The sequence below is a fragment of the Cyclobacteriaceae bacterium genome, assembly GCA_013141055.1.
Taxonomy (GTDB): Bacteria; Bacteroidota; Bacteroidia; order Cytophagales; family Cyclobacteriaceae; genus ELB16-189.
In genome coordinates this window covers 3,062,332-3,085,931 of the sequence record JABFRS010000001.1, presented here as the reverse complement: position 1 = coordinate 3,085,931, position 23,600 = coordinate 3,062,332, and the positions used below count along the sequence as shown (strand labels likewise).

Sequence of the window (23,600 nt, the reverse complement as noted above, 5' to 3'; positions counted from 1 at the left end):
ATGGTAGTAGTTACAGGTGCAACCGGACTGTTGGGAGGTCATATCCTTTCAAAACTTCTTTCAGAAGGAGTTGAGACCGTTGCGCTGTATCGTGGCGATCACCAGTTGCCGGAAGGAGTCATAAAAAAACAGGCAGACGTTCTTGATCAGGTTTCATTGCGCGAAGCTTTTGAAGGAGCGGATACGGTTATACATTCTGCAGCATATGTTTCGTTCAATCCCCGTCGTGAAAGAAAGGTCTTTGATACAAATGTTCAGGGTACACGAAATGCAATTGATGCATGTCTTCAGCTTGGAATAAAGAATTTTATCCAGATCAGTTCCGTTGCGGCGCTTGGACGATCAACACGTGAGCCCATCACAGAAGACAGCAAGTGGAATAATATTCTTTCTACCGACTACGCTGAATCAAAGTACCGTGCAGAGCTTGAAGTTTATCGCGGCGCTGAAGAAGGTCTTACCATAAGCATGGTGAATCCTTCAGTGATCCTGGCGGCAGATCAGATATCAAGAAGCAGTGCTACGTTGTTTGACTATGTGTGGAATGAGAAATCATTTTACACGAATGGATCATTGAATTATGTTGACGCACGTGATGTGGCGGAAGCAGTGTTTCAGCTCTATAAAAAACCGCAGCATCTTGAGAAGTTTATTCTGTCTGCCGGGTCAATTCCCTTCAAGGATTTTTTCACGGAAGTAGCCAAACGCTTTGGCAAAAAGCCACCCTCCATTGAAGTGTCTGCAGGCCTGACGCACTGGGCCGGTCTGGCAGAAGAAATCAGGGCTTTTATGCTCAATAAAGAGCCAGTTGTTACCCGTCAATCAGCTCTGATGGCGGTTCAATCCTTTCAATACAAAAATCAAAAATCTGTCGATTTGCTGGGAATCCGGTACAAGAGCCTGGAACAAACGCTTGCATGGTGCTGTGAGGCCTATTTGCGAAATGTTAAGCCTAAGAAATAAAAAATGCAAGTTGCAGTTCGACTATTATTACCAGACTTTTGAGCCAAATAAGGGCCTAAAATTATTAGAGACCCATTTTTTTAATATTCGTGACCAGTTTTGTATTTTGGTCAAACCCTTTTAGAGAATGGCGCAGGAATTCAGAAAACGGGAGGAAGAGGAGGAGTTGATCAGAAGTTTTGAAGATATTCTCAAAAGGAAATCCAGCGGCTTTTTCGATCTCGAAGCATACGAGACAATCATTTACCACTACCTCGATCGCGGAAAACATAAAAAAGCTCTTGTGGCCGTTACCATGGCCATGGAACAATATCCTTTTTCAACAGAACTCATTGCTGTAAAGGCTCAGATCCTTTCCAATCTTCAGCGTTACGAAGAAGCTCTGGAGCTTCTGGAACAGGCACTCAATCTCCACCCAACGGATCTGGATATACTCCTTTCCATGGGCTCGATATTCTCTCTTCAGGGCCTTCATGAAAAAGCAATTGAACTATACGAACAAGCGCTTGAAATGACTGAAGATGATCGTGATGAGATCTACTACAGCCTGGGCCTGGCTTATCAAAGCAAAGAAGAGTTTGATCAGGCGATCGAATGCTATAAAAAATCGATTGAAGAGAATCTCAATCACGAAGGTTCGCTGTACGAACTTGCTTACTGCCTTGATGTTGTAGGTCAGCTTGAGAACAGCTTATCATACTATAAGAAATTCATTGACGAAGATCCTTTCTCAGGACCAGCGTGGTACAATCTTGGAATTGTTTGCAACAAGCTTGAACGTTACGAAGAAGCGATCGAAGCTTATGAATATGCGATTGCCCTTGATGAGAACTTTGCTTCAGCATGGTTTAACATGGGCAACTCCTTTATGAACAAGCAGGAGTTTGAAAAAGCTCTTGACGCATTCAGAAAGACCATTGACATTGAAGGACCGAGCCCTGAAGTTTATTGCTGCATGGGCGCTGCACATGAAGGTCTTGAACAATATGATCTGGGATTAAAGTTCTTCCAGAAGTCGACCAAGCTTGATTCAATGTATGATGAAGCATGGTTCGGTGCCGGAAGCTGCCTGGAGAAACAGGAGAAATGGTATCAGGCTCTTCACTTCTTTAATAAGGCAGTAAAGCTTAATTCACAGAACGCTGACTACTGGAAAGCAGCTGCACATGCTGAGTTTAAGATCGGCAATACCATCTCAAGCATCAGCGCATATGAAGAGGCCAGCCATTTAGGACCTGAAGACAAGGAGATCTGGCTGAACTGGTCATTTATTTATTATGACCGTGGTGAATATGAAAAGGCTGTTGAGGTTATCCTTCAGGGGATGGCTGAGATTCCTGACGACCCTGAATTTTTTTACCGCATCGCGGTTTATCTGATAGAAGCCGGCAAGTTCAAAGATGCCTTCAACTATTTAGAGAATGGTTTAATACTAAACTTTGAAGGACACACCGTCCTGTTTGACTTCTTTCAAAAGCCTGAAACCCAAAAGGCGTTATACAAGATCATCGACCAATTTAGAAAAGACAATCCCTCATGAACTACACGTTGAATAATCTCCCTGAGCGTACCACCAAGCCCAGGCAAATAGGATATACTATGGCCATGGACAAAGGCCTAAGCCTGAGGGAGACGGAAGATTTTGTAAGCAACTGCTCTGAACATATTGATATCGTAAAACTTGGATGGGCAACTTCTTACGTAACGCCACATCTTAAAGAGAAAATAAAGGTTTATAAAGACGCAGGCCTTCCATGTTATTTTGGAGGCACTTTGTTCGAGGCTTTTATCATCCGCAATCAATTTGATGATTATCGCAAGCTTCTTGATAAATATGATCTGCAATTCGCAGAAGTGTCAGACGGATCGATTGATCTGGATCATGACAAGAAATGTGATTACATACGCAAGCTAACACCACAGGTCACTGTACTTTCTGAAGTAGGTTCCAAGGATGCTGATAAGATCATCCCACCTTATCAGTGGATCGACTTAATGCAGAAGGAGCTTGAAGCCGGAGCATGGAAAGTGATCGGCGAAGCACGTGAAGGTGGTAACGTAGGACTATTCCGTTCTTCTGGTGAAGTACGGTCAGGTCTTGTACAGGAGATCTTAACCAAGATCCCTTTTGAAAAAATTATCTGGGAAGCGCCGCAAAAAGCGCAGCAGGTGTGGTTTATCAAGCTTTTAGGCGCCAACGTAAATCTTGGTAACATTGCACCGGAAGAAGTGATTCCGTTAGAGACCATCCGACTTGGACTTCGTGGAGATACCTTCCTTCATTTTCTGGGTTTAGAACGTAAAAAAGATAACAACGCTCCTCCCTTTCACATCGATTAAGGCTGCCCTGCAAACAGACCGAATCGATTTTTTTACTGGTTTAAATAAATAGAAGTGAGAACACTGAAAGATTATCTGCTGCTGTATTTCAAAGGCATAAGCATGGGAGCCGCAGATGTAATACCAGGAGTTTCCGGAGGAACTATAGCATTCATCACCGGCATCTACGACGAACTTATCGAATCTATCAAAGCGATTGACATCACTGCTGTTCGTCTTCTGCTTTCTTTTCAATTTGCGGCCTTCTGGAAAAAAATCAATGGCAACTTTCTGATCTGCGTACTGGCAGGGATTGTTACCAGCATATTTTCCCTTGCCAACCTGATGACGTACCTGCTGGCAAATCATCCTATTTCTATCTGGTCCTTTTTCTTTGGATTGATCCTCGTCTCATCGCCACTTATTCTCAGGGATATTAAGAAATGGAATTTTGTCACCGTACTCTCTTTCATCATCGGGATCGTGGTAGCGTATGCGATCACTGTGCTCTCCCCTACTGAGACTCCAAATAATCTGTTCTTCATTTTCTTTTGTGGAGCACTTGCTATCTGCGCAATGATATTACCCGGGATCTCAGGTGCCTTCATCCTCTTGCTCATCGGAAAGTATGAGTACATCATCACCGCACTCATCACATTGAATTTTCCCGTGATCATCGTATTCGTATTGGGATGCTTTATCGGACTGGTAGGGTTCTCACATGTTCTCAGCTGGGTATTAAAGAATTACCGCTTCCCAACACTTGCCGTGCTGGCGGGCTTTATGATCGGCTCTCTTAACAAAGTGTGGCCGTGGAAAAATGTGATCGGTTTCCGTCTTGACCACAACGGCGTACAGGTACCTGCCTTTGACAAAAGTGTATGGCCAGGTCAGTTTGAAGGCGATCCGCATTTGTTTCATGCCATTCTCTTCGCAGCGCTTGGTGTATTTCTTGTAGTAGCAATTGAAAAAACAGCTACTTATCTCAAATCAAAAAACTAAAAAAACTTCATGGAAAAAAAATTTGGCTTAATCGGCGCTACTGTCTCTCATTCATTCTCGAAAGCATATTTCGATGAGAAGTTTTTTCATGACGGACTGCGTGATTATCACTATGACCTTTATACTCTTAAGAACGTTGACGAGCTAAAGACCCTCCTGAAAGAAAATCCGGAACTGGCAGGCCTTAACGTAACCATCCCTTACAAAGAGCAGGTTTTAAAATTCCTCAGCGATATCGACCCTTTCGCAAAGACCATCGGAGCGGTGAATGTTATAAAGATATCGGATGGCAAGCTGAAAGGATATAACACCGACTGCGATGCATTCCTCGAATCTCTTGAAAAATGGTTTCCCAACATTGACGGATCACGTGCATTGATCCTCGGAACCGGCGGATCGTCAAAAGCAGTTCAGGCGGCTCTGAAAAGAATTCCTATAGACTTCAAACTTGTCTCCAGAGACAAAGCTTAGGGTGATTATACATACGAAGACCTTGAAAAGGACCCAAGCATCATCGGAGATTCACATCTTATCATCAATACGACTCCTCTTGGCATGACACCGGATACGAATGCAACGCCTCCTATTGATTTTGAACAAGTAACCTCCAATCATTTCGTTTACGATCTGATCTACAATCCGGCCCGTACCAAGTTTTTACAGAAAGCTGAAATGCGTGGGGCAACGATCAAGAACGGTCTTGAAATGCTGCATATACAGGCTGAGAAAAGCTGGGCGATCTGGAACAACTAATCCAATAGCTGTCAGACACCTGGATTTGTTAAAAAATCATCAGGTGTCTGACAGTATAAAGGAGGTGTCAGGCTCCTTCGCTAAATTGCAGAATGGATTTCAAACTGACGAGCGAATACGTACCGACCGGAGATCAGCCGGCGGCAATCAAGAAATTAGTTACGGGCATTGAAGAAGGAGAAGCACACCAGACGCTGTTAGGTGTTACCGGCTCCGGGAAGACTTTTACAGTCGCCAACGTAATTGCCAACACGAACAGACCTACCCTTGTATTAAGTCACAATAAAACTCTTGCAGCTCAGCTATTTGGGGAGTTCAAACAGTTCTTCCCCGAAAATGCTGTCGAGTTCTTTATCTCCTATTACGATTATTACCAGCCGGAAGCGTTCATTCCTTCTTCCAATCTTTACATTGAAAAAGATCTTTCCATCAATGAAGAAATTGAGAAGCTCAGATTGAGTGCTACCTCGGCTCTGCTCACGGGCAGAAGAGATGTGATCGTAGTGGCATCCGTTTCATGTATTTACGGTATCGGAAATCCGGTTGAGTTTGGGAAGAACAGAATACAGCTTAAGGTCGGCGAGATGATCTCACGGAACAAGCTGCTGTTTGGCCTGGTGGATATTCTTTACAGTCGCTCAGAAGTCGAATTCAAGAGAAGTAATTTCAGAGTGAAGGGCGATACGGTAGATGTATTTCTTGCGTATGCCGATTATGCTATCCGGATCTATTTCCTGGGAGACGAGATTGAATCTATTCAGAGGATCGATCCAGTGACGGGAAGAAAGATCTCCAATGAAAGTGTGGTGACCATATTCCCTGCCAACCTTTTCGTTACAGGAAAGGACTCCTTACATCAGGCGATCCGTGAGATTCAGGATGATATGATGCTGCAGGTTGAATTGTTTGAATCAGATAAACGTCACCTGGAAGCCAAACGATTAAAAGAACGAACCGAGTTTGATCTGGAAATGATGCGTGAGCTGGGCTATTGCAGCGGCATTGAAAATTACTCGCGATACTTTGATAGAAGAAAGCCTGGCGACAGACCCTTCTGTCTGATTGACTACTTCCCGGACGACTATTTAATGGTCATTGACGAAAGTCACGTAAGCGTTCCTCAGGTTCGCGCGATGTGGGGTGGAGACCGTTCGCGCAAAGCAAATCTGGTTGATTTTGGATTTCGGTTGCCATCAGCGCTTGACAATCGCCCATTGACTTTCAATGAATTTGAAACATTGATGAATCAGGTCGTGTACGTAAGCGCAACGCCCAGTGAATATGAATTAAGGAAATCAGAAGGTGTTGTTGTTGAGCAGATCATTCGCCCGACGGGATTGCTGGATCCGCAGATAGATGTTCGCCCCAGCAAGACACAGATCGACGATCTTCTGGAAGAAATTGATGAGAGGGTGAAGAGAAGAGAACGTGTTCTGGTGACGACGTTGACCAAAAGAATGGCAGAGGAGCTTACTAAGTTTTTAGAAAGAGCATCTGTAAAATGTCGGTACATCCATTCAGAAGTTGCGACTCTTGACCGGGTTGAGATCTTAAGAGAATTGCGTTTAGGAGTATTTGATGTGCTGGTGGGTGTCAATCTTTTGCGCGAAGGACTGGATCTTCCTGAGGTTTCCCTGGTGGCTATTCTGGATGCCGACAAGGAAGGCTTCTTGCGAAATGAGAGATCACTGGTTCAGACGATAGGCCGCGCTGCAAGAAATGTCAATGGTCGTGTCATCATGTATGCTGACAAGATCACGGAATCCATGCAGATGGCCATCGATGAAACAGATCGCAGAAGAAAGATCCAGACGGAATATAATATTGCGAACGGGATCACGCCTCAGACCATCATCCGTTCCAAAGATTCAATTCTTGGGCAAACGAAAGTGGCTGACTCCAAGAAGTCTTTCAAGAAATACTATGTTGAAAATGAAGAGACCTCTCTTGCGGCAGATCCTGTAATGGCTTACCTCAGCAAGGAGGAGCTAACCAAAATGGTGGATCAGACCAGGAAGGCAATGGAAAAGGCAGCGAAGGAACTCGAATTTATGGACGCTGCCAGATTAAGAGACGAGTTTTTAGCTTTGCAGAAAATGCTGGAGGATAAGAAATGATTCAGCAATAGATTAATTTGTCGATCGTAAATAATTTTTTAAACTATAAATTCAATAATGAAAAACTTTTTAATTGCTCTGTTCTTTTGTTTAACTGCGATCTCTTTTTATGCCAATGCTCAGGCCACCAATGATATCCTCATTGGCGGCGGACTGGATGTCGTCAAGACTGATAATGTCAAAGTCTTTGATAAGGCTCAGATTGGCTTCGAAGCAAACTATTTTATTCAAAGACGCTTTGCCATTGGTGCCGGTCTCGAAATCTGGACACGACAAAGAAATTCGTTCGTTATGGGTGTGCGCTGGTATGCCAACGATAATATTTTTCTTCGCTTTCGCGGATTGATTGGAGCAAACGACGCCTCTTTTGGTGCTGGGTATTCCAAACCCATTGGAAAGAACTGGAGGTTTGAAGCGTTGGGAGATTTCTTCTTCGACAGTCAGAGGTTTGCTCTGAGGGGCGGACTGAGTTACGTTATCCGGAGGTAGGAATTCAGGAGTCAATTAAACTTCAATAAAAAAGGGCACGAATGCCCTTTTTTATTTTTTATGAAAATGCTGATTAAGCAAATCTCTTTGCTACTTCGCTCCAGTTGACAACATTCCAGAAAGCTGCACAATAATCCGGGCGACGGTTTTGATAGTTGAGATAATAAGCATGCTCCCAGACATCCAATCCTAAAAGAGGAGTTCCCTTCACTTCAGCAACATCCATCAAAGGATTATCCTGGTTAGGTGTTGAAGTGATGGCCAGCTTGCCGGAAGCATCTTTAATAAGCCATGCCCAACCTGAACCAAATCGTCCGGTTGCTGCAGCGTTGAATTTTGTCTTGAACTCATCGAAAGTTCCAAACGCAGCATTGATTGCATCTGCCAAAGCGCCTGTTGGTGCGCCACCAGAATTCGGTCCCATGATCGTCCAGAACAGACTGTGATTATAATGACCGCCTCCGTTATTACGAACAGGTGCCGGGTACTTTGAAATATTCTTGCAAATCTCTTCGATGCTCAGATTTTCTTCCGGCTTACCGGCAAGAGCGGTGTTAAGATTTGTAACATAAGCATTGTGATGTTTGCCATGATGGATTTCCATCGTACGAGCGTCAATATGAGGTTCCAAAGCATTCGCTGCATAAGGAAGAGCTGGAAGTGTAAAGGCCATAATTTTATTCTTTTTGTTTAATTCAAAATCTCAATCAAATATAACAACCCTGATCGTGCGGCAAAAGTTTATTCAGATTCAATATTCTGCTGAAAAAAATGTGCCATTAAGTACTTCAAAGTACGTTTCGATCAATATTTTCTCACTAATTCACCCAATGTCTTAATACCCTGTTCAACTTTATCAGACCACGGCAATCCAAAGGAAATACGGAAGCAATTTTTGAATTGTCCCTGAGATGAAAAGATCTGACCCGGCGCGATTCCAATACCCGCCTTCAGTGCCCGCTTGTGAAGCTTATAGGAGTCAATTCTTTTATCAAGCTCAAGCCACAATGCAAACCCTCCTTGCGGACGAGTGATCCGGGTACTCTCAGGAAAATACTCCGTCACCGCCTGAATGTAACGAAGACATTGAGTATGCAGTGCTTTTCTTAAATGACGTAGATGGAGTTCATATCTGCCGTTGGCAAGAAAATTTGCAATGGCAGCCTGAGCCAGTGTGTTGGTTGAGACATTATTCATTCTCTTCAACCGCACAACACTGTCTTTGAACTTGCCTGGTACCACCCATCCAATTCTATATCCTGGCGCCAGTGACTTGGAGAATGATCCGCATTGAATGACCATTCCCTTCTTGTCAAATGACTTGCATGTGCGGGGACGAACTTTCCCAAAGAACAATTCACCATAGATGTCATCCTCGATCAAAGGAATATTGTTTTTCGTGACAAGGTCCACCAGCTTCTTTTTCTTTTCATCTGAAAGACAACTGCCCATTGGGTTATTGAAATTGGGCACAAACAGACACGCTCTTATGTTGAATTTCGCCATCGCACTTTCAAGGCGGTCAAGATCAACACCGGTTTCAGGATCGGTTGGTATCTCTACTACTTTCAAACCAAGACTTTCCATCACCTGAAATATTGCAAAGTAGGTAGGGCTTTCAATGGCCACCGCATCGCCCGGTTTGGTAACGGCTTTCAGGCTTAGAGACAAAGCTTCCATGCAGCCTGCCGTTACAACTATATCATCTTCACCCAACGTTCCTCCCCAGTTAAATGATTGTCGTGCTATCTGCTTACGCAATTCAACATTCCCCTGGATGTGCTCATAGTTAAGACAGCTATCCTGAGAGGTTCGGAGTGCGTGAGTTACAGCCTTGTTCAGTTTTGCTGCTGGCAACAATTCAACAGAAGGAGCACCTAGTGAAAAATTAATCAGCTTGTCGGAACGAAGGTCGTGATACACGCTGCTGATCATTTCATCAATGGTAACGGGCAGCGCCTCTTCTGATGGATCGCACGTAGTAGGAACCTTGAGCATGTTACCCGGTGTGAATTTCACATAGTAGCCTGATTGAGGCCGGGCTTCAACAAGTCCTTTGCTTTCAAGATGATAGTACGCCTGAAATGCAGTGCTGAGACTTATTCCTTGCTCCTTACTGAGAGTACGGACAGACAACAGCTTATCTCCTACTTTTAATGCTTTACGCTCAATCAATCTTTCAATACGTTCCGCTACCTCCTGATAAAGATGATCGGTTGTTAGTTGCGCAGTCTTCATAAATAAGTTTATAAAATTCGAATTACAATGAGTGATCTATGGAAAAACTGATCTGGTCAAAATACACAAAACTGAAACTGTTTTGTAAAGGTATAAAAAGAAAAATTTGCACCAATATTTTAAATAAGAGTTTCACAGAAGCGGGTTGAGCAAACGGCTCCGATGGCGAAGCTTTGTGTAAATATTAAAGCGAAATCAATATGAGAGCTCTGGTAATTTTTCTCCTGTTACTTTTTCCTGTGACCGTATGGGCAAACATTGATCCATTGGATTCAATTCAAAAAACAAAAAAGGAGAATACATCGAACTTAAAACTTTCAACGCGATTACATTCAATGGGGCAGTTTTCCTATGGCGGAAGAATTGTTTCAGACAATCCAACACTTGATTTCAATTTCACCTATGACCGTAAAACGTGGGGTCTTCAGGTGTTTAAGGCAATGGATCTTCACAACGAGCCAACGCAAATCAACTTTATGCTTGCGGTGATTAACAAAAATTTTCATCTCGGCAGGAAACTAACGATCACCCCCAGTGCAGGCTTTATCCTTGAGCAATGTCACTCAATGGCTGATAAAGGTTCAGATGTCACACTGATATTAACAACAGGCTATAAAATCTCTAAAAGCTTTACGATTGAGCATAGTACATTATTTGGAAATTTAGTCATGGAACAGGAGTATAAGGATTGGGTGAACCGGTTCCGGATACTCTATTCAAAAAATCACATTGACATGGGGCTGATGGCCTGGCATAATAATAAGGTTTTTGATTCTGCAGAATATATGACTTTCGGAAGCAGCCTGTTTTATAGCAGAGTCAGGCTTTCACCTGCACTGATGATGAATGCAGGAGTAACAGGATTGCTGATGCCCTATTCCAATGATATTGAGGACTATCCAAAAAAGAACGGAATAATCGTTACCGTGGGATTGGTTTTGGACTAATCTCATTTGGGAAGCGATAACGCCGCTCATCATTTCCTATCTGGATTTTTCAGGCGATTGATTATCTTTAAAATCAATCATTATCCCTATGAAAAATCTCGTCTCCACCGTACTTCTTGCTATTGCTTTCATTAATCTATCAGGACAAACATCTCTCCCCTCTTTTACTGAGCCTGCGCTTTCACCCTCCGGTGATGAGATTGCTTTTGTTTCGGGTGGGGACATCTGGACGGTATCCTCAAAAGGTGGAGAAGCACGATTACTGGTAGTCAGTGAAAGTTTTGAATCACGGCCTCTTTATTCTCCTGATGGAAAATACATTGCCTTTACAAGTCAGCGCTCCGGAAACGGTGACGTTTATATTATCAGGCTTGATAACGGCGAACTTAAACGCCTGACCTTTGATGACGGCCTCGACGAAGTAAGCGCCTGGACACCCGATTCAGGTTGGATATTCTTCTCCACAACCGGAAAGGAAATATCAGGAATGGGAGATGTCTTCAAAGTTTCAATCCTTGGAGGAACACCTGTGTTACTTCTCGATGAACCTTATACAAATGAATTTTTTGCAAATCCATCAGGTGACGGCAATGCCATTGCCTTTAATGCCCGTGGTGTAGCATCACGTCAATGGTGGAGAAGAGGACATAGTCATCTTGATGAATCAGAGATCTGGATCAGAAAAAATAACGGTGAACTTTCAAAAGTTACCGATCGCGGAGCAAAAAGTCTCTGGCCGATGTGGAGCAAAGACAATTCTTCAATTTTCTACACTTCCGATCGGGATGGAATTGAAAATCTCTGGTCGCAGCCATTGAATGGTGCAGCAAAAAAACTTACCACGTTTACAAATGGAAGAGTTCTCTGGCCATCCATGAGCTATGATGGAAAGACAATTCTCTTTGAACGTGACCTGACTATCTGGAAATATGATATTGCTTCTACCAAAGCTGAACCTGTCACTATCATTAAAAAAGGATCTGCATCTGCTCCACTATCCATTGTTTCAAAGCTTACCAACCAATTCAATGAATTTGCCCTGTCACCCGATGGAAAGAAGATTGCCTTCATTGTAAAGGGCGAAGTATTTGCTGTCTCAGCAAAAGATGGAGGTGATGCGGTTCGTGTTACCAGCAGTCTTCAACCGGAAGATGATATCACGTGGACCGGTGACAGCAAGTCGATCATTTACTCGGCATCTACTTCCAGCAAGCGTCAGTTATTTTCGTATTCTTTTGATTCGAGATCAGTCAAGCAACTTACTAATAGCGCTTATCACAATGAATTCCCATTTGTATCTCCTGATGGAAAGTCATTAGCCTACATCCGTGATGGAAAAGAACTACATGTTATGGACATCGCTTCAGGTACTGATAAGCGTTTAGCCACGGCTTACTTCAATCGCGGAGCAGTTGCTTCCAATTCAGTTGTATGGTCACCTGATAATAAATGGATTGCCTTTGCTTCCTCTGGTGTCAAATCTTTCAGGAACATATCCATTGTCTCAGCACAAGGTGGAGAAGTGAGACCAGTATCCTTCCTTTCAAACTCATTCGGAGGAAATCTGATCTGGGCTAAAGAGGGAAAGTATCTCCTCTATCTATCCCGTCAGAGAACAGAAAGCGGACAGGTAGCACGCATAGACCTTGTTCCTCAAACTCCATTGTTTGCTGAGGAGCGCTTCCAAAATCTGTTTAGTGATCCTGTAGTTGAACCGAAAGTCACTCCGGAAGCAAAGCCTTCAGTCAAAAAAACAGACGATGCAATTGCTGAAAAGCCTAAGGATAAAAAATCAGTTACGATCGTTTGGGAAGGAATTCAACAGCGGATCAGCTTTTTGCCAATCGGACTGGATGCAAATTCCATAACGCTCAGCAATGATGGGAAAACCCTTCTTGTTGCAGCGGCTGTGGCAGGTCAGGAAAATCTTTACACGTGGTCATTAGATCCCTCTGCAAAAGAAGCGCCGGTTGCCAAACAACTTACCAGCACTCCTGGCGGAAAGAATAGTCCTGTGTTCAGCAGCGATGATAAAGATGTATTCTATTTAGAACAGGGTCGCATACAAAAAATAAACATTGAAAGTCGTCAGGCGAAGGGTGTAGACATCACGGCAGAAGTCGAGACTAATTTTCTCACTCAAAAGTCGGCGATGTACCAGCAGGCATGGGAAATCCAGCGTGATAATTTTTATGATACTGCCTACCATGGCAGAGACTGGAATGCAGCGGGAAAGAAATATGCACCCTATGCGAATGGAGCAGGAAGTCCTGATGAGCTGCGAAGAATTATCGGTCTTCTGTTAGGTGAACTAAACGCATCTCACTCTGGAGTGAGTGCACCCAACGGATCAGCCATTACAGCAGCAGGAAGGATTGGATTAAGATTTGAATCCAGCGCCGTTGAAAAAGGTCAGCTAAAGATAAAATCAATCATTCCATTAAGTCCGGCTGCCGTGTCCGGAAATATAAAGCTGGGAGAATATGTAGTTGCTGTAGACGATACGCTGATTACGTCATCTGTCAACTATGATAAGTTGCTATTAAATAAGATTGGCAAACGAGTTACTCTTAAAATAAGTCCGACAACTTCAGTCAAAGAAGCCAGAAGTGTTGATCTGAAGCCTGTTAATATGGCCACTGAAAAAGGATTGCTCTACAAAGAGTGGGTAGCTCAACAGAGAGACTATGTGCACAAGAAAAGCAATGGCCGGTTGGGTTATGTTCACATGTTCGATATGTCATCAGAATCATTGAATCAATTGTATTTTGATCTGGATGCGGAGAATCACGCACGTGAAGGTGTGGTGGTGGACGTTAGAAACAACAATGGAGGATTTGTAAATGCTTATGCACTGGATGTATTTTCACGAAAGGCATACATGACGATGACTATCAGAGGTTTGCCTTCAGCGCCAGCAAGGACACAATTGGGACAACGCTCACTGGAGCTGCCAACGATCCTGCTTATCAATCAGCATTCGTTATCCGATGCAGAAGATTTCACAGAAGGATACAAGACTCTTCAGTTGGGTAAGGTTGTAGGTGAACCTACAGGAGGATGGATTATTTATACATCAGGAACACAATTAATAGACGGCTCCAATTTACGACTGCCTTTTATACGGATCACAGATCATGAGGGTAAGAATATGGAACTGGCGCCACGACAGCCCGATATCAAAGTGAGCAGAGCATTGGGAGAAAGTGGAAATAAAGTCGATACTCAATTAGACACCGCTGTGAAAGAGTTGCTGGGGGATATTGATTCTAACAAGAAGAAATAAGCAGTGAGATGATGCAGGGTTGTTAGTTTAATGGCAAAACCATAGCTGATTGGGTTCGAGTCCCACCTATCTACCTGGGTAGTTTAAACTGGTCAAAACCGCTATGTCGCATTGTTCGATTCGATGCACAACCACTTTTCAATCTTCTTACAAAAAATTTACTGACACCTTCAACTCAACAAACCTTTGAGTTAGTGACTTTCAACTGATCTGGTCAAAATACCTAAAACTGAAACTGTTTTTTCTCCGTTTTAAAGAGAAGTTTTGAGGTATAATTCATTACAAATGAGGACAAGAAGAAAATGGATTTTACTATTCGGAATTATCGTTGGAATCTTAGCGTTAATGGTTAATAGTATTTTATGAAACCTGCTAGTAGCAGAACATTAGAATGAAAAATAACAAAAACCTGATTGCTTACCTGGCGCTGGCCGCTGTATGTATCATCTGGGGTACCACGTACCTTGCTTTACGCATCGGTGTTACTCAGTTTCCGGCATTTCTTTTCTCGATGATCCGCTTTCTTTGCGCCGGTCCTATCCTGGTAGTGTTTATGCTAACCGTTGGAAAGGCACAATTACCCAGTAAAAAGGTGATTTTCAATCAGGCAATCGTCGGTTTGCTTATGATCACACTTGGAATCAGTGTGGTGGGCTGGAGTGAAAAATATATTTCCAGCGGACTCGCTGCTATTATTTGTTCTGTTATGCCGATCTGGATCGTGCTGATCAATATCATCACGACCAAAGAAGAACGTCCTAACTGGCTCATCATTCTTGGACTTCTTACCGGACTTACCGGCATCATCCTGATCTTCGGTGAACACATCGCGGAATTTTCAGACTCCAATTATCGTGTAGGAATTCTCATGACCTTCCTGGCTAATTTATGCTGGGCGATCGGAAGTGTTTGGATCAAGAAAAATAATGGGAATAGTAATCCATTCCTCAATGCAGGATTGCAAATGGTCTTTGGCGGACTCTTCCTCATTCCATTCAGTCTTGTGTTTGATGATTACCGCACAATTCAATGGCCGGCAGAAGTAGTTTATTCTTTGATCTACATGATATTGATCGGATCCGTTGCGGCGTATGCCTGCTATTCATACGCGATCAAGAATCTTCCAATGACATTGGTCTCCCTTTACGCATACATCAATCCAATTGTAGCGGTTGTTCTTGGATGGCTTATCCTTTCTGAAAAGCTGAATACTAAAATTGGTATTGCCATATTCATCACTGTAGCCGGAATCTATCTGGTGAACAAGGGATATCAGATGAAAAACTCTTCAGAGAAACCTTTTCAGGGAATCCGTTCCATACTGCGCTCTATTAAAGCAATAGCTTTTCACTGATATGAAAACACTTCCCTGGTTTGATCGCAAATTCGACTTCGGACTTCCGGTAAATATGTTGCCGTTCTTCCTTGAACGACTGGAAGGAACAATCATTCGCATTGAACATAAGGTGAAAGGAAAAAACGAAAAGTTTCTTTCTGAGAAGTTCAATGATAAGTGGTCAGTGAAGCAACACATCGTCCATCTGGCGGAAGTTGATCAGATCAACAACAGAAGAGTGGATGAGATGAAGGCTGGGGTGGAAGTTTTATCTCCCGCTGTATTTGAACCAAAAGATTGCAATCTGTGGTCAATTGAAAAAGTCCTTGATTATTTTCGTACAGCAAGAATGGAAAATCTTGCGAAGTACAAATCTCTTTCAGAAGCAGAACTGGCAAAATCTTCCATCCATCCAAGATTAAAGGTCCCAATGACTGCTATTGATCTTGCATTCTTTGATGCTGAGCATGACGATCATCATTTGTTAAAGATCTCAGAAACCATCTCTGACCATGTACACGCCTAAGAATTTCAGAAATGAGAATTCAGATGAATTAAAACAGTTCATCCGCGATAACGGGTTTGGCATCCTGATAAGTCAAATGGAAGGGAAGCCATGGGCAACGCACATTCCCATGATCCTGAGTGAAGATGGAAAGACTCTTACGGGACACGTTGCAAGAGCAAACTTTCAATGGAAAAATTTTGATACAGCCTCTGACGTACTGGCTGTTTTCAGCGGACCTCATGCTTATATTTCTTCTTCCTGGTATGATCACGAAAACGTTCCTACCTGGAATTATATCGCAGTCCACGTCACCGGCAAGATCCGGATCATCGAAGATGAAGCATTGCTACAATCATTGAAAGATCTGGTTAATAAATACGAGAAAGATTCTGCTTGTCCGGTAACTGTTGAAAAAATGACTCCCAAACTTTTACAGGCAGACATAAAAGCAATTGTTGCTTTTGAGATACAGATTGAAAAAATGGAAGCCTCTTATAAGCTTTCGCAGAACCGTGACGACAAAAATTATCAACAGATCATAGCAGAGTTGCAACGAAGAAATGACACGGGATCAAGCGAGATTGCCCGGGAAATGAAGAAGAACAGAAGTGTGGAAAAACACTAGCCGCAGGTAAAAATCACCCCAAAACTCGAGTAGTTTTTAAATATCTTTACAGCTTAAGAAAATCAACTGTATGACACTGACAGCATCCATTCCGGTACAAAAAACGTCTCATTCACGCCTGAAAGAAACTGATTTCGATAACCTCGAATTCGGAAAGTATATTTCAGATCACATGCTTATTTCTGACTGGGCTGCTGGCAACTGGAGCGAGCCTGTTATTGTTCCATTCGGTGAGCTTAAGATGACACCTGCTATTCTGGCACTTCATTATGGCCAATCGATTTTTGAAGGCATGAAGGCATTCAAAAGACCGGATGGAACCATCAATATCTTCCGTCCGCATAAACATCTTGATCGCATGAACAAATCACTGGATCGCATGTGCATGCCCAGGATCACATTTGATATGTTCATCCAATGCCTCCACGCTCTGATAGAAGTTGATAAAGACTGGATCCCGACATTTGAAGGCTCTTCTCTTTACATTCGTCCGGTAGTATTCGCATCTGAATCACGCCTGGGAGTAAAGGTTGCCGATAAATATAAATTCGTAATACTTACCAGTCCCGTCGGACCATATTACAGCAAACCCTTCAGACTTAAGGTTGAAGATCATTTTACGCGCACAGCAGATGGCGGCACAGGTTTCGCAAAGTGTGCTGGTAACTATGGAGGAGCATTCTACCCAACACAAGTAGCCAAGAATGAAGGCTTCGACCAGATCCTCTGGACGGATCATAAAGAACACAAGTACATTGATGAAGTAGGAATGATGAACGTAATGTTCGTTATGAATGGGAAAATCGTAACCCCAAATCTTAGCTCTGCAATTCTGGATGGCATCACCCGCGATTCACTTCTGACCATGGCCCGTGAAATGGGGTTGCCGGTTGAAGAACGCCGCGTGAGTATTGACGAACTTGAAGAAGGGTTTAAAAACAAGACTCTTACGGAAGCCTTTGGTGCAGGAACGGCTGCGGTAGTTGCACCGATTGCCGTTATCCATATCCATGGTACCGACTATCAGCTTCCCGCTGTAAGTTCCTCCAGCATTCAGCAAAAATTGAAGGCAAAGCTGACGGATGTTCGACTTGGAAATACTCCTGATGCTCACAACTGGAATTACATCATTTAAATAAGTAACTGACAACGATGATTGCCGCACTCTTTAAAGAGAAGAACTCACCGTTATTAATTGAAGAAGTTAAGAAACCTGCTCCTGGCAAGGGGCAGGTTTTAATCAAGCTTCATGCAGCCGCTCTCAATCACCGCGATCTCTGGATCCAGAAAGAGCAAGCCAATCCCTCTTCATCAGGAATCATCCTTGGTTCCGATGGCAGTGGAGTAATTGAATCACTTGGAGAAGATATTGAAGAAGAAATTATCGGACAGGAGGTAGTTATCAATCCCAGCATCAACTGGGGGAAAAATTCTGCAGTACAATCCGATGCTTTTAAGTTTTTAGGATTTCCGGATGCAGGAACATTTGCTCAGTATGTTGCCGTGTCGCGAAAACTGGTAGTTGAAAAGCCACAGCATCTTTCCTTTGAGCAGGCAGCAACTGTTCCGCTATCAGGACTTACTGCTTATCGGGCGCTGTTTACAAAAGCAAGGATTCGACCTGGTGAGAAAGTATTGGTTACCGGTGCCGGAGGTGGAGCCGCACTCTGGGCAGTAAAATTTGCTGTAGCCTTTCAGGCAAGAGTATTTATTACATCAGGTTCCGAAGAAAAAATTAAGAAGTGTATTGAGCTTGGCGCGACAGCCGGTTTCAATTATAAGGAGAAAGGCTGGATTGAAAAGATCACAAAGGAGGTTGGAGGATTTGATGTGATCATTGACAGTGCCGGTGGTGAGCAGTTTCCAAGTCTGCTCGATCTCGCCATGCCAGGAGGAAGAATTGTAATCTTTGGAAGAACAGCCGGAAATATTCCCTCTATCTCTCCCCGCACTCTTTTCTGGAAGCAACTTTCAATTTTTGGAACCAGCATGGGAACGGAAGACGAGTTTCTTTCCATGCTCGATCTGATCCACAAGCGCAAGATTATTCCTGTCATCGATGAGGTGTTCCCATTGCAAAATGTTAATGAGGCTTTTGCGCGCATGGAGAATGGAGGACAGTTTGGAAAGATCGTTTTGAATATCCCACAATAGTCTTTATCCGTATGAAAAATATCGAATACAGGAGTGATGCCAAGATCACACCTGATCAATTTGTGGACTTACTAAAACGATCTACGCTTGACCAGAGAAGACCAGTAGGCAACCCAGAGCGCATAAAAAAAATGCTGCAGTTCGGAAACATTCTTATCACCGCCTGGGACAAGGATTTATTGGTTGGTGTTTCCCGTGCATTGAGCGATTTTTCATTTTGCTGTTATTTGTCTGATCTGGCCGTGGATGCTTCCTACCAGCATCAGGGTATTGGCAAAAAATTAATCGAGGTCACCCATGAAGTGTCGGGAGTAGAAGACACGATGCTTATGTTGCTGGCCGCACCCGCCGCTGTCAATTACTATCCCAAGATTGGAATGAATCGTTTTGAGGAATGTTTTATTATCAAAAGAAAAGCAAACTGATATGGCTGATCAATTCCCAATAACCGACAAAACAGAGATCACGCGTTTGCCTAAGCGCGGCGTTTACGACAAGGATGTTGTTTACTCTATTCTTGATGAGGCTCTGGTATGCACGTTAGCTTATTCAAAAGATGAGCAATCCTTTCAGATACCAACTGGCTTTTGCAGAATTGATGACATGCTTTACGTTCATGGCAGTGTAGGAAGTTTTTACATGCGTGAACTCATCTCAAAAAAGAGTAAGGTATGCATCAGTGTTACACATCTTGATGGATTGGTGCTGGCACGTTCTGCTTTTCATCATTCTGTGAATTACCGTTCCGTGGTTATTTTCAGCGAGCCTGAATTGGTAACTCAAAAGGAGATTCTGTATAAAGTCCTGGAGGTCTTTACTGAAAAGGTGTGTCCCGGAAGATGGAATGATGTCCGAAAGCCAACCGACAACGAGTGGAAGGCAACCATGGTAATTGGTTTTAAGATTCAGGAAGCTTCGGCCAAAGTTCGCGTGGGTCCACCAAAAGACGATGATGAAGATTATGATATGAATGTGTGGGCTGGTGTAGTTCCATTAAAGACTATCAGGCTGACTCCTGAAGCGGATCCAGTCTTGAAGAAGGGAATTGAGCTACCTGCCTATTTAGGCAATGACATGGACCAGCGTCCTGGTTAATCAGCATTAATCTGCGGGAAAATTCACTATCTTTGCGCGTCGCAAACCCTAAATTCGGCCAAAAACGCAGAAGGCTGAACTAGTTACTTAAAAAATTGGTTTTGAATTGACTGGAAATTACAATAATCACTAATCACTATAATTCATGGGAAGACCTCCTGTATTACCAAAAAAGAAGAAAGACGGATTCTATATTGAAATCCGCAATAAGGGCGCCAAATCAGGTACTATTATTATCCGCGACAGCGAACAGGCAATGATGCAGGCAGCTAAGCAATACGAAACAACGAAAGACGTTACCATTCTTGGAAAGCACGAGAACGGAAAACGCGTTGAAGAAGGACGTGTTAAAAAAGCTAAAGCCTAGTTAAGGCTTCAGCTTTCAATCACTTCAAAAAGCAATCATTAATTTCTAATTAGAAAGGCAAGTCATCTGTTGAAGATGAACTTGATTGGAAGGGTTCGTCTCCGATCGAATCAGACGAGGACGAGCTCTTTCCATTTCCACCTCCCGCGCCATTCTTTTCAAGTTTCCATGCGCGCGCCTCAGTATACCAGCGACCATTGTATTCACGGCTTTCAAGATCAACGGATACATTAACCATATCACCCTCCGCCAAATTGAATTGATCTATTTTATCTCCCCAGGCAGAAAGACATACTTTCTTTGGATACTGTGCCTGTGTCTCAACAATGAATTCCTGTTTCTTCCATTGTCCTTTTTTTCCCATGCCCGTTTGAACTGCCAGCATCTGGATAACTTTTCCTTTTAATTCCATACTCATAAGCGCAATGTTACTATTTTTCTCTGATCCTTTTAAAAAACCTGTCTAACAACTCTTTACTTTCTGCACCCTTTATCCCTTTCGAAACTTCCGTTCCGGGATGCAAAACCGGTGATTTCAGCAAACTGAAACCCCTTTGCAAATCTTCTGCCCCATACACCAGTTTCTGAATCTGCGACCAACGCAAGGCTCCTGCACACATCACACAAGGTTCCAACGTTACATACAAAGTACACTCTGTGAGATACTTCGCCCCGAGGTAGTTTGATGCCGCTGTGATAGCCAGCATTTCAGCATGAGCTGTAACATCGGTCAACTGCTCCGTTTGATTGTATGACCTTGCAATAATTTTATTCTGACTTACTACTACTGCCCCAACCGGAATTTCCCCTGCCTCAAACGCCTTCACTGCCTCCTTCATTGCCTCACGCATAAAGTGTTCGTCTGTGTAGAGTTCCATGTTTGAGTGCTAGGTCGGAAATACGAAGTTCTGATTTCTGGAATTAGGAAAAAATTGGTTGGCGAATGTTTACCTGATAATCCTTATCTAACACGGACGCTTTTCATTATTTCCTGCGCAATAGGTTGCCAGTCCTCCCTTAGATCTTTGGGACAGGAGAAGGTAAAAACGAGTGTACGATCTTTTTCAACGAGATACTGAATGTAGGTGTATTTAAGGATTGGATCCTGCAGGCCTTGCTTTCTACGATCTCCGCTGACACGTGATTCGAATTCGAAAAAAATAAACTCCTTTTTGTGAAGAAGCTGAGTACCCTCACTAATGACCTCCATCCGATCAAAAAGATTATGAAGTCCTGATTTAAAAAATTGCTGAGCCATTTCAACATTGGCATCTGGCCAGTTCGTGGCAGAAATATTCACACTGAAATCAACCATGCGTTCCTGATCTGTATAGGCTCCCAATGGCGCGCGGACTGACGGATACCGTTGCGCAATGTCATCAGGGGTCATTGGATACATCGTTTTTGGCAGGGAAACAGAAACGCCGTCAGCAACCTTGGTTTTTATCAGGGTGGCCGGCGCAAAAGAAGTTACAAGAGCCAAAACGACGAGAAGGAATAGGTTTTTGATCATTATTCAGCGATGAATTTATAACGATTAACAGGTAACGTTTATTAACTTGCGCGCCCAAAATTAATCATTTTCAGATGCTTAGGACACATACTTGCGGCGAACTGCGAATCAACGACGTCAACAAGACCGTAACCCTGACGGGCTGGGTACAGCGCCTTCGGGACAAGGGCAGCCTTCTCTGGATTGATCTAAGAGACAGATATGGTATCACCCAGCTCTTTCTGGAGGAAGGAAAAACTGATCCTCAATTGCTGCTGGATGCCCGTAAGCTAGGTCGTGAATATGTGGTGAAAATCACTGGAGTGGTGGCTGAGCGCCTTTCAAAAAATGACAAAATTCCAACCGGTGGAATCGAAATAAAGGTGGAAAAAATCGAAGTTTTGAATGAGTCAAAAACACCTCCGTTTACAATAGAAGAAAATACAGACGGAGGCGATGATCTTCGTATGAAATATCGATATCTGGATTTACGCAGAACGCCGGTTCGCGAAAGCCTGCAGCTTCGTCATAAAATGGCGCAACAAACTCGTATCTATCTTGACAGTTTGAATTTCATTGAAGTAGAAACGCCTGTCTTAATCAAGTCAACTCCGGAAGGAGCTCGTGATTTTGTTGTGCCTTCACGTGTACATAATGGTGAGTTCTATGCATTGCCGCAATCCCCTCAAACTTTTAAACAACTGTTGATGGTTTCCGGATTCGACCGCTACTATCAAATCGTAAAATGCTTTCGCGATGAAGATCTTCGTGCTGATCGCCAGCCTGAGTTTACTCAGATCGACTGTGAGATGGCATTCATCACACAGGAAGATATCCTCACTACGTTTGAAGGACTGATCCGTCATCTTTTCAAAACGGTGAAAGCAATTGACATGCCTTCCGTTCCGCACATGTCATACGCTGATGCTATGAAGTTTTACGGATCCGATAAACCGGATACGCGTTTTGAAATCAAGTTCACTGAATTGACTTCATTGGTGAAAGGAAAAGATTTTCCTGTATTTGATCAGGCTGATCTCGTAGTGGCTATTGCTGCTACCGGATGTGCTGGATATACCCGTAAGCAAATTGACGAGCTGACAGAATATGTAAAACGTCCTCAGATCGGAGCGAAAGGTTTAGTGTGGGTACGTTACGAAGCCAACGGCAGTTTAAAATCATCTGCTGACAAATTCTACTCTGAAGAAGAATTAAAGAAGTGGGCCGAAGCTTGCCATGCGCAACCAGGAGATTTGATACTGGTAATGGCTGGTGAAGGAGATAAGACAAGAAAGGCTCTTGGCGAATTACGTTTGCTCATTGGAGCTCAATTGGGGTTACGTGATAAAAATAAATTCTCGGCACTTTGGGTTATTGATTTTCCATTGCTTGAATGGAATGAGGAGACCAATCGTTTCCATGCGATGCATCATCCCTTTACATCACCGAAACGCGAAGATATTTCCCTTCTGGAAACAGATCCTGGTAAAGTCAGGGCCAATGCCTATGATATGGTGATCAATGGAACAGAAGTTGGAGGAGGGTCGATTCGTATTCATGATCGTCCTACTCAGCAAATGATGTTCACACATCTTGGATTCTCTGAAGAAGAAGCAAAGAAACAGTTCGGGTTCCTGATGGAGGCGTTTGAATTTGGAGCACCTCCACACGGGGGAATTGCCTTTGGGTTTGACCGCTTGTGCTCCTTGTTTGGTGGCGCGGACTCCATTCGTGATTTTATTGCATTCCCTAAGAATAATGCAGGGCGAGACACGATGATCGATACACCATCAACAATTTCAGCAGAGCAGTTGAAGGAATTGGGTATCAGGATCGCAGAGTAAATCGCATTTTTCTCCTGACAATCAGGAGGCTGAATTTAGAGGAGTGGATTTCTGTTGAGATTTCC

General features: G+C 43.3%; 22 protein-coding genes and 1 pseudogene. 18 read left to right on the top strand and 5 right to left on the bottom strand.

What is annotated here, in order from left to right; translation table 11 throughout:
* The 7 genes and pseudogenes from HOP08_13735 to HOP08_13705 all read left to right on the top strand — a co-directional run bounded on the left by HOP08_13735 (window position 1) and on the right by HOP08_13705 (window position 7,643).
* A complete protein-coding gene (locus HOP08_13735; GenBank protein ID NOT75982.1) occupies window positions 1-963 on the top strand; it encodes an NAD-dependent epimerase/dehydratase family protein in 963 nt (320 codons plus the stop codon).
* Between the two features lie 127 nt (window positions 964-1,090).
* On the top strand, window positions 1,091-2,503 hold the full coding sequence (locus HOP08_13730) for a tetratricopeptide repeat protein (protein NOT75981.1): 1,413 nt from the start codon (window positions 1,091-1,093) through the stop codon (window positions 2,501-2,503).
* Window positions 2,500-3,303 (top strand): phosphosulfolactate synthase, encoded by an 804-nt coding sequence (locus HOP08_13725; GenBank protein NOT75980.1) that lies wholly within the window; start codon window positions 2,500-2,502, stop codon window positions 3,301-3,303. Before HOP08_13730 ends, HOP08_13725 begins: the two co-directional genes overlap by 4 nt.
* 102 nt (window positions 3,304-3,405) lie before the next feature.
* The gene (locus HOP08_13720; GenBank protein ID NOT75979.1) at window positions 3,406-4,284 is read left to right on the top strand and encodes a DUF368 domain-containing protein; all 879 of its coding nucleotides are present in this window, start codon (window positions 3,406-3,408) and stop codon (window positions 4,282-4,284) included.
* A 9-nt stretch (window positions 4,285-4,293) separates the two neighbouring features.
* Window positions 4,294-5,037, top strand: a pseudogene (locus HOP08_13715) (shikimate dehydrogenase).
* Window positions 5,038-5,129: 92 nt separating this feature from the next.
* Window positions 5,130-7,154, top strand: coding sequence for an excinuclease ABC subunit UvrB (gene uvrB, locus HOP08_13710; protein NOT75978.1), 2,025 nt, complete (start codon window positions 5,130-5,132; stop codon window positions 7,152-7,154).
* Window positions 7,155-7,211: 57 nt separating this feature from the next.
* Window positions 7,212-7,643: an outer membrane beta-barrel protein gene (locus HOP08_13705; GenBank protein NOT75977.1), complete on the top strand. Its 432-nt coding sequence runs from the start codon at window positions 7,212-7,214 to the stop codon at window positions 7,641-7,643.
* A 73-nt stretch (window positions 7,644-7,716) separates the two neighbouring features.
* Here the strand turns inward: HOP08_13705 and HOP08_13700 are convergent, their stop codons facing one another.
* Together HOP08_13700 and HOP08_13695 are read right to left on the bottom strand one after the other, a co-directional pair.
* Window positions 7,717-8,316, bottom strand: coding sequence for a superoxide dismutase (locus HOP08_13700; GenBank protein ID NOT75976.1), 600 nt, complete (start codon window positions 8,314-8,316; stop codon window positions 7,717-7,719).
* A 131-nt stretch (window positions 8,317-8,447) separates the two neighbouring features.
* A complete protein-coding gene (locus tag HOP08_13695) occupies window positions 8,448-9,881 on the bottom strand; it encodes a PLP-dependent aminotransferase family protein (protein ID NOT75975.1) in 1,434 nt (477 codons plus the stop codon).
* Between the two features lie 200 nt (window positions 9,882-10,081).
* Between HOP08_13695 and HOP08_13690 the strand changes: the two genes are divergently transcribed.
* From HOP08_13690 to HOP08_13645, 10 genes are all read left to right on the top strand, one after another.
* Window positions 10,082-10,828, top strand: a complete 747-nt coding sequence (locus HOP08_13690; protein ID NOT75974.1) for a hypothetical protein — start codon at window positions 10,082-10,084, stop codon at window positions 10,826-10,828.
* Between the two features lie 88 nt (window positions 10,829-10,916).
* Complete coding sequence (locus HOP08_13685) at window positions 10,917-14,114, top strand: peptidase S41 (GenBank protein ID NOT75973.1); 3,198 nt, start codon at window positions 10,917-10,919, stop codon at window positions 14,112-14,114.
* Between the two features lie 391 nt (window positions 14,115-14,505).
* Entirely contained in the window at window positions 14,506-15,468 is a 963-nt protein-coding gene (locus HOP08_13680) for an EamA family transporter (GenBank protein NOT75972.1), read from the top strand.
* A 1-nt stretch (window position 15,469) separates the two neighbouring features.
* A complete protein-coding gene (locus HOP08_13675) occupies window positions 15,470-15,976 on the top strand; it encodes a DinB family protein (GenBank protein NOT75971.1) in 507 nt (168 codons plus the stop codon).
* Window positions 15,963-16,583: an FMN-binding negative transcriptional regulator gene (locus HOP08_13670; protein ID NOT75970.1), complete on the top strand. Its 621-nt coding sequence runs from the start codon at window positions 15,963-15,965 to the stop codon at window positions 16,581-16,583. Before HOP08_13675 ends, HOP08_13670 begins: the two co-directional genes overlap by 14 nt.
* A gap of 70 nt (window positions 16,584-16,653) precedes the next feature.
* Window positions 16,654-17,718: a branched-chain amino acid aminotransferase gene (locus tag HOP08_13665; protein NOT75969.1), complete on the top strand. Its 1,065-nt coding sequence runs from the start codon at window positions 16,654-16,656 to the stop codon at window positions 17,716-17,718.
* Between the two features lie 17 nt (window positions 17,719-17,735).
* Complete coding sequence (locus tag HOP08_13660; protein NOT75968.1) at window positions 17,736-18,737, top strand: zinc-binding dehydrogenase; 1,002 nt, start codon at window positions 17,736-17,738, stop codon at window positions 18,735-18,737.
* Window positions 18,738-18,748: 11 nt separating this feature from the next.
* The gene (locus tag HOP08_13655) at window positions 18,749-19,162 is read left to right on the top strand and encodes a GNAT family N-acetyltransferase (protein ID NOT75967.1); all 414 of its coding nucleotides are present in this window, start codon (window positions 18,749-18,751) and stop codon (window positions 19,160-19,162) included.
* A 1-nt stretch (window position 19,163) separates the two neighbouring features.
* On the top strand, window positions 19,164-19,832 hold the full coding sequence (locus HOP08_13650; protein NOT75966.1) for a pyridoxamine 5'-phosphate oxidase family protein: 669 nt from the start codon (window positions 19,164-19,166) through the stop codon (window positions 19,830-19,832).
* 145 nt (window positions 19,833-19,977) lie between these two features.
* A complete protein-coding gene (locus tag HOP08_13645; protein ID NOT75965.1) occupies window positions 19,978-20,199 on the top strand; it encodes a hypothetical protein in 222 nt (73 codons plus the stop codon).
* A 49-nt stretch (window positions 20,200-20,248) separates the two neighbouring features.
* On the opposite strand, the gene HOP08_13640 is transcribed toward HOP08_13645, so the two are convergent.
* From HOP08_13640 to HOP08_13630, 3 genes are all read right to left on the bottom strand, one after another.
* A complete protein-coding gene (locus HOP08_13640; protein NOT75964.1) occupies window positions 20,249-20,611 on the bottom strand; it encodes a DUF3127 domain-containing protein in 363 nt (120 codons plus the stop codon).
* Window positions 20,612-20,630: 19 nt separating this feature from the next.
* A complete protein-coding gene (locus HOP08_13635) occupies window positions 20,631-21,077 on the bottom strand; it encodes a nucleoside deaminase (GenBank protein ID NOT75963.1) in 447 nt (148 codons plus the stop codon).
* Between the two features lie 83 nt (window positions 21,078-21,160).
* The gene (locus HOP08_13630; GenBank protein NOT75962.1) at window positions 21,161-21,712 is read right to left on the bottom strand and encodes a hypothetical protein; all 552 of its coding nucleotides are present in this window, start codon (window positions 21,710-21,712) and stop codon (window positions 21,161-21,163) included.
* A gap of 74 nt (window positions 21,713-21,786) precedes the next feature.
* Here HOP08_13630 and aspS point away from each other — a divergent pair, with 74 nt between their 5' ends.
* A complete protein-coding gene (gene aspS, locus HOP08_13625) occupies window positions 21,787-23,535 on the top strand; it encodes an aspartate--tRNA ligase (GenBank protein NOT75961.1) in 1,749 nt (582 codons plus the stop codon).
* The last annotated feature ends 65 nt before the right edge of the window (window positions 23,536-23,600 follow it).

Coding starts and splice junctions, on each gene's coding strand:
- HOP08_13735 (NOT75982.1), top strand. CDS start 1: ATGGTAGTAGTTACAGGTGCAACCGGACTGTTGGGAGGTCATATCCTT.
- HOP08_13730 (NOT75981.1), top strand. CDS start 1,091: ATGGCGCAGGAATTCAGAAAACGGGAGGAAGAGGAGGAGTTGATCAGA.
- HOP08_13725 (NOT75980.1), top strand. CDS start 2,500: ATGAACTACACGTTGAATAATCTCCCTGAGCGTACCACCAAGCCCAGG.
- HOP08_13720 (NOT75979.1), top strand. CDS start 3,406: ATGGGAGCCGCAGATGTAATACCAGGAGTTTCCGGAGGAACTATAGCA.
- uvrB (NOT75978.1), top strand. CDS start 5,130: ATGGATTTCAAACTGACGAGCGAATACGTACCGACCGGAGATCAGCCG.
- HOP08_13705 (NOT75977.1), top strand. CDS start 7,212: ATGAAAAACTTTTTAATTGCTCTGTTCTTTTGTTTAACTGCGATCTCT.
- HOP08_13700 (NOT75976.1), bottom strand. CDS start 8,316: ATGGCCTTTACACTTCCAGCTCTTCCTTATGCAGCGAATGCTTTGGAA.
- HOP08_13695 (NOT75975.1), bottom strand. CDS start 9,881: ATGAAGACTGCGCAACTAACAACCGATCATCTTTATCAGGAGGTAGCG.
- HOP08_13690 (NOT75974.1), top strand. CDS start 10,082: ATGAGAGCTCTGGTAATTTTTCTCCTGTTACTTTTTCCTGTGACCGTA.
- HOP08_13685 (NOT75973.1), top strand. CDS start 10,917: ATGAAAAATCTCGTCTCCACCGTACTTCTTGCTATTGCTTTCATTAAT.
- HOP08_13680 (NOT75972.1), top strand. CDS start 14,506: ATGAAAAATAACAAAAACCTGATTGCTTACCTGGCGCTGGCCGCTGTA.
- HOP08_13675 (NOT75971.1), top strand. CDS start 15,470: ATGAAAACACTTCCCTGGTTTGATCGCAAATTCGACTTCGGACTTCCG.
- HOP08_13670 (NOT75970.1), top strand. CDS start 15,963: ATGTACACGCCTAAGAATTTCAGAAATGAGAATTCAGATGAATTAAAA.
- HOP08_13665 (NOT75969.1), top strand. CDS start 16,654: ATGACACTGACAGCATCCATTCCGGTACAAAAAACGTCTCATTCACGC.
- HOP08_13660 (NOT75968.1), top strand. CDS start 17,736: ATGATTGCCGCACTCTTTAAAGAGAAGAACTCACCGTTATTAATTGAA.
- HOP08_13655 (NOT75967.1), top strand. CDS start 18,749: ATGAAAAATATCGAATACAGGAGTGATGCCAAGATCACACCTGATCAA.
- HOP08_13650 (NOT75966.1), top strand. CDS start 19,164: ATGGCTGATCAATTCCCAATAACCGACAAAACAGAGATCACGCGTTTG.
- HOP08_13645 (NOT75965.1), top strand. CDS start 19,978: ATGGGAAGACCTCCTGTATTACCAAAAAAGAAGAAAGACGGATTCTAT.
- HOP08_13640 (NOT75964.1), bottom strand. CDS start 20,611: ATGGAATTAAAAGGAAAAGTTATCCAGATGCTGGCAGTTCAAACGGGC.
- HOP08_13635 (NOT75963.1), bottom strand. CDS start 21,077: ATGGAACTCTACACAGACGAACACTTTATGCGTGAGGCAATGAAGGAG.
- HOP08_13630 (NOT75962.1), bottom strand. CDS start 21,712: ATGATCAAAAACCTATTCCTTCTCGTCGTTTTGGCTCTTGTAACTTCT.
- aspS (NOT75961.1), top strand. CDS start 21,787: ATGCTTAGGACACATACTTGCGGCGAACTGCGAATCAACGACGTCAAC.